Annotated in this window: 8 protein-coding genes and 1 pseudogene; 3 read left to right on the forward strand and 6 right to left on the reverse strand. The window is 70.6% G+C overall.

The window, feature by feature from the left end; translation table 11 throughout:
• Positions 1 to 2 precede the first annotated feature (2 nt).
• Together GTY47_RS41860 and GTY47_RS15510 are read right to left on the reverse strand one after the other, a co-directional pair.
• Positions 3 to 308, reverse strand: a pseudogene (locus tag GTY47_RS41860) (aldo/keto reductase); the annotation flags it as partial.
• 71 nt (positions 309 to 379) lie between these two features.
• Positions 380 to 1,048, reverse strand: coding sequence for a TetR/AcrR family transcriptional regulator (locus tag GTY47_RS15510; RefSeq protein ID WP_010033723.1), 669 nt, complete (start codon positions 1,046 to 1,048; stop codon positions 380 to 382).
• Between the two features lie 104 nt (positions 1,049 to 1,152).
• Between GTY47_RS15510 and GTY47_RS15515 the strand changes: the two genes are divergently transcribed.
• Positions 1,153 to 2,109: an NAD(P)-dependent alcohol dehydrogenase gene (locus GTY47_RS15515; RefSeq protein ID WP_010033724.1), complete on the forward strand. Its 957-nt coding sequence runs from the start codon at positions 1,153 to 1,155 to the stop codon at positions 2,107 to 2,109.
• 635 nt (positions 2,110 to 2,744) lie between these two features.
• Here the strand turns inward: GTY47_RS15515 and GTY47_RS15520 are convergent.
• The 3 genes from GTY47_RS15520 to GTY47_RS15530 form a co-directional block, all read right to left on the reverse strand.
• Complete coding sequence (locus tag GTY47_RS15520; protein ID WP_010033725.1) at positions 2,745 to 3,074, reverse strand: hypothetical protein; 330 nt, start codon at positions 3,072 to 3,074, stop codon at positions 2,745 to 2,747.
• A gap of 652 nt (positions 3,075 to 3,726) precedes the next feature.
• A complete protein-coding gene (locus tag GTY47_RS15525) occupies positions 3,727 to 4,515 on the reverse strand; it encodes an alpha/beta hydrolase (RefSeq protein WP_231911081.1) in 789 nt (262 codons plus the stop codon).
• A gap of 509 nt (positions 4,516 to 5,024) precedes the next feature.
• A complete protein-coding gene (locus GTY47_RS15530; protein WP_010033738.1) occupies positions 5,025 to 5,558 on the reverse strand; it encodes a GNAT family N-acetyltransferase in 534 nt (177 codons plus the stop codon).
• A gap of 351 nt (positions 5,559 to 5,909) precedes the next feature.
• Between GTY47_RS15530 and GTY47_RS15535 the strand changes: the two genes are divergently transcribed.
• A complete protein-coding gene (locus GTY47_RS15535; protein WP_010033745.1) occupies positions 5,910 to 7,559 on the forward strand; it encodes a TlrC/CarA/OleB/SrmB family ABC-F type ribosomal protection protein in 1,650 nt (549 codons plus the stop codon).
• A gap of 364 nt (positions 7,560 to 7,923) precedes the next feature.
• On the opposite strand, the gene GTY47_RS15540 is transcribed toward GTY47_RS15535, so the two are convergent.
• Positions 7,924 to 8,619 carry a GntR family transcriptional regulator gene (locus GTY47_RS15540; protein WP_010033748.1) on the reverse strand — a complete coding sequence of 232 codons (696 nt, stop codon included), beginning with the start codon at positions 8,617 to 8,619 and terminating at the stop codon, positions 7,924 to 7,926.
• A 189-nt stretch (positions 8,620 to 8,808) separates the two neighbouring features.
• Here GTY47_RS15540 and GTY47_RS40910 point away from each other — a divergent pair.
• Positions 8,809 to 9,018 (forward strand): hypothetical protein (locus tag GTY47_RS40910; protein WP_010033750.1); only part of this gene is annotated, 210 nt, incomplete at its 3' end.

Genomic DNA, 9,018 nt, shown 5'->3' on the forward strand with positions numbered 1-9,018 from the left:
GCGACCTCGCTGCGGCGCAGCACCCAGGCGAGTGCCAGGGTCGGCATGCTCATCCCCGCCTCGTCGGCGATGGGGACCAGGCGCTGCACGGCTTCCAAGGTGGCGTCGCTGTGGACGAGGTCCTGAGACACCGCCGTCTCCACGCTGGCGAACCGGCTCCCTTCCGTAACGGGCTGTCCGGGCTTGTACTTGCCGGTGAGAACACCTTGGGCGAGCGGTGACCAGACGATCTGGGAGATGCCGTTCGCGGCGCACAGGCCGAACACCTCGGCCTCGGGCGCCTGCCACCGCAGCGGCGAGTGAGACACAACGACCGCGTATCGGACCTGTGCCCTGCGCCGCGCCGGTCGACGGTCGATCCGTCGTCCTGCCCTGCTGATCAGACCTGGTGGATCTGCTCGAGGCCCAGGGGCACGGCCGGCGGCAGCGGGGTGCTGCCGCCGGCCGGGAACGACTGGAGCAGGTAGCCGACGAGCCGCCGGGACGCGGCAGCCGCGAGCTGCGGCGGCCCGGCCGTCACGTCCTTGGTGACGCCGTCGATGACCCCGCTGTTGGCGAGCATCAGCAGCGTGATGTCGGCGGGATGGAAATCCGCCCGCAGCTTCCCGGCCTCCTGGGCTCGCCGTACGAGCTCGGCAAGGCCCTGCTCCGCTCGGCTGCGCTCGCGCTCGTAGCCGACGGCATCGGGGAACCGCGACAGGAACGCGGCCGTGAAGCCCCGGTCGGCCGCCTGCATCGCGCACACCTTCTCCACGACCGAGCAGAACCCGCGCCACGGGTCGGGGTCCGCGAGCGCCTCGTCGAGCACCGCGACACACGCCGCGACCTGCTCCGCGAAGACCTCCGTGACCAGCGCGTCCCGGGTGGGGAAGTGCCGGTACAGCGTGGCGGGGCCCACTCCGGCGCGCCGAGCGATCGCCGTGAGCGGCGCGTCGATCCCCTGCGTCGTGAACGCCGCGTGGGCGGCCTCGAGGATCTTCTCGCGGTTGTGCCGGGCGTCGGAGCGCAGCGGCTTGGCGGCGGCTTTCCGAGGGCTCTGAGCAGGCATGTCTCTCACTTCACGATAAGTGGACGGGGTCGCCCGTTTACCACGTTAGCGTCGGGAAGAGGAGCGGAAACCATCCTCCGTCACTTCAGAGACAGGACGATCCCGTGAGCGACATGCGCGCAGCCCTCTTCGACAGCTTCGGCCCCCCGGACGTGCTGTACGAGGGCAAAATCCCGGTCCCGGTCATCGAGCCCCGCGAAGTCCTCGTCCGCGTCCGCACAGTGAGCGTCAACGGGGGCGAACTCGCGGCCCGCGCCGGAAAGCTGCGCCTGGTCACGGGGCGCCGCTTCCCGCAGCGCAGTGGCCTCGACTTCGTGGGCGAGGTGGCCGAGGTCGGCTCCTCGGTCACCGGAATCCGCGAGGGCCACCAGGTATGGGGCCTCCTCGGCCGTACGTTCGGCAGTGCGGCTGAGTACGTCGCGGTCCGGCCCCGGCAGATCGCCCCGGCCCCGGCCGGCCTCACCCCCGACCAGTCCGTCTCCCTCCTCGTGGGTGGCGCCACTGCGATCACCGGCCTGCGCGACAAGGCACGCGTCAGGACCGGAGAACGACTCCTCGTACGAGGCGCGAGCGGTGGCGTCGGCAGTGTCGCCGTACAGATCGGCAAGCTCCTCGGAGCCCGTGTCACCGCGCTCGCGGGCGCCAAGAGCCTCGACTTCGTACGCGAACTGGGTGCGGACGAAGCCCTCGACTACCGGACGACCGGCCCGTCCGACCTGGGCGCGTACGACGTCATCATGGACACGGTCGGCACCGAGCACCCTGTCTACCGGCGGCTGCTCGTGCCGGGCGGACGCATGGTCGCCATCTCGTTCGACTACGACCGCATCGCCGCGAGCCTCGGCTACGTCGCCGGCTCGGCCGTGCACGGATCGCGGCGCGTCCGCTTCTTCAGCGGCAACCCGACGACCTCGTTGCTCGCCGACCTCACGCGGTACGCCGAAGCCGGTTCCCTCCGCCCGGTCGTCGACACCGTCCGTCCCCTCGCCGAGATCGCCGAGGCCCACCGCGCCCTGGAGGCGGGCGGCGTCCAAGGCAAACACGTCATCCAGGTGGCGTGACCCGCATACGCCGCACGCGCCGAGGGCCCGCAGCGCGATCTCGTCCTGGCTCGAATCTCAACGGGCTGCAGCGGCGTGACGCCGTCTTGGCCGCCGGTCCTCCGCTGTGGACAATGACGCCGTTTACCCAGGCGGCGCGGCGGGTGCCCGTACGGACGAGGTCGAGGAGCACCTCGTGCGGGGTGACGTTCCGTTCGGCGGCGATCTCTTGTGCCATGCCCAGCCGCCTCAACGACGAAGTCAACTGGCTCCACGCGCTCTGAGGAGTTGAGGAAGCCTCTGTCTCGCGCGCCGAGGCGGGCTTCTCGTGCCCGGCATAAAAAGGCCCAGCAGCTGCAGGACTGGTACGGCCGACCTGCTGCGAACGCGTGGGCCGACGAGCAGCGCGACGCCTGGCACACCGCATGGCAGGCCTGGCTGGACGCTGCCCGCGAGGTCGAGAACGCCGTGACCGAGCGCGAAGGAACAGGGCACCGCGCGGAACCAGGTCGAGGCGGATGTGCAGGAGGCGCCCTGCCACCCGGCGCCGGCTTCCTAACGGCCCCGTCACGAGGCCTGGTTGGGGCTCAGTCGCCTAGAGGCTAACGCTCCATGATCGTGGTGAGGCTCGAGTGGGCAGCTCCCTGCGCGCGGAATCAGCAGTGGTCTTCGACGTAGAGCATGCGGCGTCCCGGCTCGGCGCGGAACTCGTGAGCCAGGTAACGGCCGGTCGGCGACGTTCCGCCGGGGCCCTTGTACCCATCTTTGATCCGGTCCCAGAGCATGGGACGTTCGGTCTCCGTCGTAAGCCGGGGGCTCGTACCGCCCATGTCCCCCCAGACCACAGGTGTGGTGGCGTCCTTGACGAGCCGACGGACGACGCGCAGATCAAGCCGCTTGCGGTGGAGAACCCAGCTCGCCCCTTCGTCATCGAGGAGCGTCAGGGGTTCTTTGACGCTGTCGGGGTTCACGGGAAACGGCTGCATTCCCTGAGTCTTCCAGAGGCTTCCCTGGGCCAGATGGTCAGCCGGAACTCGGTCTGATGCACACAGTCATGTCATGCGGCCGTTCAAGGCCCACCGGACGTTGACGCGTCGGCGGGCGAGGGCGGAGTGGAAGCGGAGCCGCCGCGACTCGCGCTGCTCCGCTTCCAGGGGCGCGTGCACGAGCGCGACCTGGCACATCACTCCGCCGTCGGCGTCGAGCCCTCAGTCGGGCGCCGCAGCACAGCCTGAAGTGCCGACATGCAGGTGAAACAGTGCTTGTCCGTTGGTTCTCGACTATTGGGCTCTTGCAGTCTCTTGGCCCCACAAAGGGTGCCGGTCTTGTCGGTAGTCAGGACGTGCCACGCAGCTTGTCCTGACACGTCTGGGCCGCACCACATCTCGTGCATCATCAACTCCCGCCAGCTCACGACAGAGGGCACTGCCATTCGAGCACGGCGGGGAGCAGACGGCGTCCCGTGTCTGCCATGTGGGTGAGGCAGGCCGCCCGCTCCAAGAGGTGGGCCGTGTGTCGAGAAGGTCGTGCCCGACGGGACCGCCGCTCGCCCGGAGGTACGGCGCATTCGCGTGCGCGTGCTGCCACCGGGCCCACAGGCGTCGACGTTGCGGTGATGCAGAAATGATGGGGTCCAGTTCATCCGCTGGTGGACTCGAGCACTGCGCGGATGACCTTCTCGGGGTCGTCGGACATCGGTGAGTGCCCGCAGCCCTTCAGCGCGATGTGCCGGGCGCCAGGCAGCAATCGTGCTGCTCTGAGCGCCTGGTGGGGCGGGGTCATCAGGTCCCGTGTGCCCCAGGCGACCGTGACCGGGACCGGTACCTCAGGGGTAAAAGCCCGCAGTCGGTAAGCGCTCGCCGCGCGCCGCGTCGGTTCGAAGCCGGGCGAGCGGGCCAGGTTGCGCAGCGCACCGGCGGCCGCCGCCTCCGGGATCCGCCAAGGCCGTGCGACGAGCTGCCAGAAGGCCAGGGTTCGGCCGATCGGGTGGCCTGCGATCCAGCCGGGGCGTTCGGCGCATGCCCGTGCCATCGCGTGGGCGACGCGGAGTGAGCCGAGGGCGTAGGCGGCCTCGGGGCGGGTCCACAGGCCGACGGGGGACAGTGCGACGGCGCTTCCCGCCGCGCGGCTACGGACGAGTTCCAGCGCGACGGCCGCTCCGAGGGAGTTCCCCACGACGGGTGGGCGGGTGAGGCCGGCGCCGGAGAGCCACTCGGCGACGGCGGCGGCCAGCGCCTCGACGGTGGGCGTGGTTCCGTCCAGGAGCGGGGGGCTGTCGCCGAAGCCGGGGAGGTCGACGGCCACCACCTCGCGCTCGCGGGCGAGACGCTCCAGGATGGGCGCCCAGCCGTCCCGGTCCAGTTGGAGGACGACCACCAAGGGCGGCCCGCTCCCGAGTCGCCGGGACGCCAGTGTCATGTCCGACATAGCTGGCATCGTAGGGAACCGCCCCAGGACACGCACCCGCCCGCGGAAGCACGTCCCCCTCCAACCCGACCGAAAAATGGACCCGCTCCGGGCCTGCCATTCCCGGTGCTGGAGCCGCCGCGACTGGCCTGTCCGGCGCTCGGCACGGGCACGCCACAGGAACCCAGGCCCGTCGCGGGGGTCAGCGGCCCGTGCGCAGTCATCGCCCCCTCCTGGACCCTGCTGCTGGCCGAACCGGCGACTCCGACGTCCACCGATGAACTGGCCCACCCGCAAAGTGCTCTCCGCCGCCAGGGTGTCCCAGCACCTCCCGGCACTGTGCCGCGCGGGCCTGGTCAGCGCCCCACCGAGCGGGCCGCTCCATGTCTACGCCCGCACGCCGCCGCCGAACCCGATTCTTTCGTGCCTGCCTCAGGCCGGACCGTCGCACGGGACGCGTACTCAGTCCTCTGGTGAAGGGGGGAGCCCTGTCATGGCCACCAAGTCGACTCAAGCCGGGCGCGCGGGTGCTACCCCTGGTACTGCGTCAGGTCGATGCCATATACCGCCAGGTCGTAGCCATGGACCGGGTGTCGCGCGGTGCCTTCGGCCTGCAAGCCGAGTTTGTCGAGTACGTTCGCGGAGGCCCTGTCGCCCGTCCGGCGTACGGCGACCACGCGGTCGAGGCCGCGGTCCTGCAGGGCGAACTCCAGGGTGGCGTGGGCCGCTTCGGAGGCGTACCCCTGCCCCCAGAACACCCGCCCGAGCCGCCAGCTGATCGCCGGCTGGCCGGCGACCTCGGCCGGAGCGTCGGCCACGGACAGGCCGACGGCGCCCGCCAACTCACCGGACCCCAGGAGCTCGACCGCGAACATCCCGAATCCTTCCTCGTCCCACTCCTCCTCCCACGCCTCGATGTCCTCGGCGGTCAGCTCCAGGGAGCGCGGCCTGCCGTCGCCGATGCCCTGCATCACCACTGGATCGGCGTGGATCTCGGACAGGGGGAGAAGGTCGTCGTCAAGCCATCGACGCAGGACAAGACGGGGAGTGCGGATCTCGGTCATGGTTCCATCCTGTCGACACGACGGTGAGAGTGCGAACTGCGCCCCCTTGTCCCAGCGGAGGCATCCGCTGCGCCGACCTCTACGGAGCCGTGCTCGCCGAGTTGCGCGGCGACCACCGCGGCCCGACCCACGGGCTACTACGGACATGCCGCTCGGCGCGCAACCGACTAGGCGAGACGTATCGTCTTGTCAAACCGCTCAGTGTGCCGTACCGTCCTTCGCATGGGTTCCCTGTGAGACAGCCGGCGCCGACCGCGTAGAGCACCGTTCAGCCGTCGTCGCGCCTCGCGTGCAGCCATCCACCCCGATCCGGCCCGGGCTGAAATCCGCGCGGCCAGGAGGGATCCGATCTTGCACACCTCACAACTCACCCTTTCCCACGTCACCAAGCGCTACCCCGGCCACACCGTCCTCGACCAGGTCTCCTTCACACTGAAGCCGGGCGAGAAGGCCGGGCTCATCGGTGACAACGGCTCCGGCAAGTCCACCCTCCTCAGGCTCATGGCCGGTCAGGAGCGCCCGGACAACGGCGAGGTGACCGTGACCGCCGCCGGCGGCATCGGCTATCTGCCGCAGACCATCCCCCTGCCCCCGACCGCCACCGTCCAGGACGCCGTCGACCTGGCCCTTGCGGACCTGCGTGCCCTGGAGGGGGAGCTGCGCCGGGCCGAGCAGGCGCTCGGCGACGGCGAGGACCCTGCGGCACTCGCCGCGTACACCGCGCTCCTCGGGCGCTATGAAGCCAGGGGCGGCTACGGCGCCGACCACCGGGTGGACATCGCCCTGCACCACCTCGGCCTGCCCGCCCTCTGCCGTGAGCGCCGACTCGGCACCCTCTCCGGCGGCGAGCGGTCCCGTATTGCCCTGGCCGGCGTCCTCGCCGGCCGCCCGGAGCTGCTGCTTCTGGACGAGCCGACGAACGACCTGGACGATCAGGCCGTGCGGTGGCTGGAGACGCAGCTACGGGCGCACCGCGGCACGGTGCTCGCCGTCACCCACGACCGCGTCTTCCTCGAGCGCCTGACCACCACGGTCTTGGAAGTCGAGGCGGGAAAGGTCACCCGCTACGGCGACGGCTACACCGGCTACCGCACGGCGAAGGCGGCGGAGCGCCACCGCCGGCTCCAGGAGTACGAGGAGTGGCGGTCCGAGCTGGCCCGCAACGAGCGGCTGGCCGCCGGTCAGGCCGCCCGCCTCGACACCATTCCGCGCAAGGCGCCGCTGGCCAACTTCGGCCACGGCGGCTTCCGCGCCCGCGGCCGGGCGCACGGCGCGATGGCCCGCATCCGCAGCGCCCGCGAGCGGGTCGAGCGGCTGACGGCAAACCCGGTGGCGCCGCCGCCGGACCCGCTGGCCTTCACGGCGCGGATGAGGACGGCGGGGGACATCGCGGGGGGCAACAAGACCGCTTCCGTGGAGATCCCCGCCGTACAGCTGTCCGACGTACGCGTAGGAGACCGCCTCCACCTGGACTCCCTCACTCTCGACCGCAGCGGCCGGCTTCTCGTCACCGGCCCCAACGGCGCCGGCAAGACGACGTTGCTGAAGCTGCTCGCCGGTGAACTGCGGCCGGACGGGGGATCGGTGCGGGTGCCGGGCCGGGTGGGCCATCTGCGCCAGGACGAGACGCCGTGGCCGCCGGACCTGACGGTGGCCGAGGCGTTCGCGCTGGGCCGCGTGGGCTCTGCCGACGAGCACGCCGATGACCTGCTTGCCCTCGGCCTCTTCCGCCCGGCGCAACTGCGCTTGCGCATGGGCGAGCTGTCGTACGGCCAGCGCCGCCGTGTGGAGCTGGCGCGACTGGTCTCGGAGCCCGTCGACGTCCTGCTGCTCGACGAGCCGACGAACCACCTGTCGCCGGCGCTGGTCGAGGAACTGGAGGAAGCGCTGACCGGCTACTCGGGGGCGATCGTGCTGGTCACCCACGATCGCGCACTGCGGACACGGTTCCAGGGCAGGCATCTGGAGCTGCCGGAGACAGCGGAAATCCGGGTCGGGTGACAGTCGGCCCGTGTTCTATCGGACTGCCACACCGTCGGCTCCCGACCACGGGAGCGCAGTCAACTCCATCCGACCGGCATCGAATCGATCGCCTTCCTCCGGCCGACTGGGACGCTCACAGTGGCCAGGGTTGTGTCTCCATCGGAGATCGGAGATCGGAGATCGGAGATCGAAGGCTGGCGCTGCGAGTTGTAACGGGCAGCTTCCGCAGCCTTCCGCCGCCGGACCTGACCGCAAGACGACGCCGCCCCTCCCGCAGACGCGGGGGAGAGGCGGCGTCGTCAGGCGGCGGGGGCGGGCGTCTCGGGCAGGTCGCGCGACGTGTGTTCGTTCACCGCACATCCCCTCCGGTCAGGGGCGGTCATCAGACGCTGGGTAGCGCCTCAGGTCCGGTCGCCGCGTGCCCGTTGCTTCCGGCCTGGCCTCGCAGCGCTGATTGGAAGTGCTGCGCCAGTTCCCGCTTGAACGCATCCGTGTCGCCTTCCAACGCGACTGCGGCCAGCCTCGCGTGCTCGACGGCGATGTCGTGCAGGTCGCTGTAGGACGGGTGGTCGACCAGGAGGTAGAGGCGCAGCTTGGTCTCCCAGCCGCTCCAGAGGCTGCGCAGCGTCCCGTGTCCCGAGAAGTCGTAGAACAGCCTGTGGAACTGAAGGTGCGCATCGACGCTGGCCGGGATGTCGTTCTTCTCGGTCGCGCGGTGCAGTTCCTCGATCGTCTGCGTCAACCTGGGCTGCTCGGGCCCACGGAGCGCTTCGATGGCGAGCTCCGCGGCATAAGGCTCGACGAGCAAGCGGATCGAGGCGATCTCGGCGATCTCCTGAGCGCTGACCTCGACGACGAACGCCCCCCGGAACGGGACCTTCACGACCAGGCCTTCCTCCTCGAGCCTGGTCAGCGCCTCGCGCAGCGGGGATCGGCTGATCCCGAGATCCGTCGCGATGTCCCTTTCACGCAACTGTCCACCGGGAGGCACAGTCCCGTCGAGAATGGCTCCACGCAGCACGCGGTAGACACCCTCCGGGGTCGTCGTCCGTTCCAACCCTCCGAACTTGGGGTCCATCCCGGTCACCTCTCTGGTCGGTTGTCGACCACACAGGTTACAGCTCGGCCACGCCGCACGGCGCCATCGGGCGGGACCCCAAGCAGGGCGGTGGAGGACCGCCCGGTCAAGGGCGCGGCAGGCCCAGGAGGACCGGCAGGTCAGCGATGTCTGTGATCCGCTCGTACCCGAGCCGGCCGCAACGGCGGCATGGCCACCACGGGTTTGTCGATCGGGTTCCGCGACGCGATCTCCCGCTACGGCTTCGACACCGCCAAGCGGTATCTGATGGCCTACCACGACGCGGTCGACACCCCGCGGGCTCGGGTAACGAGGCCCCGGGGCCCGTCAGCTGAGGAACCCGCGGGCGTCGACCGGCCCCCGCTGCAGCGACGTGCCTGCACATGCGAGGAATCCGTG

It is taken from the genome of Streptomyces sp. SID5464 (assembly GCF_009862985.1).
GTDB classification, from domain to species: Bacteria; Actinomycetota; Actinomycetes; order Streptomycetales; family Streptomycetaceae; genus Streptomyces; species Streptomyces chartreusis_D.